Origin of the sequence: Acetobacter malorum (assembly GCF_002153605.1) — a bacterium.
GTDB lineage: Bacteria > Pseudomonadota > Alphaproteobacteria > Acetobacterales > Acetobacteraceae > Acetobacter > Acetobacter malorum_A.
Genome location: NZ_JOPG01000079.1, coordinates 1 through 284 on the forward strand (window position 1 = coordinate 1; position 284 = coordinate 284).

1 protein-coding gene is annotated in these 284 nt (G+C 54.6%); it reads right to left on the minus strand.

The window, feature by feature from the left end; all coding sequences use genetic code 11:
- On the minus strand, positions 1 to 284 hold a 284-nt coding region (locus tag HK23_RS13995), incomplete at both ends, for an aminoacyl--tRNA ligase-related protein (protein WP_306300694.1).

The window sequence follows — 284 nt, forward strand, 5'->3', positions numbered from 1 at the left end:
TCCATCTGTTCGGGCGTGCAGAAAATATGGGCGTCATCCTGCGTAAAGGCACGCACACGCATGAGACCGTGAAGTGCTCCCGAAGGTTCAAAACGATGAACCTTACCGAATTCTGCCATGCGGAGTGGCAGATCACGATAACTTTTCAGTCCCTGCCGGAAAACCTGCACACCCCCAGGGCAGTTCATGGGCTTGAGAGCGTAGGTACGTCCCTCAGTCTCGGTGGTGAACATGTTCTCCCCGAATTTGTCCCAGTGACCGGAGGCTTTCCACAGAGACAGATC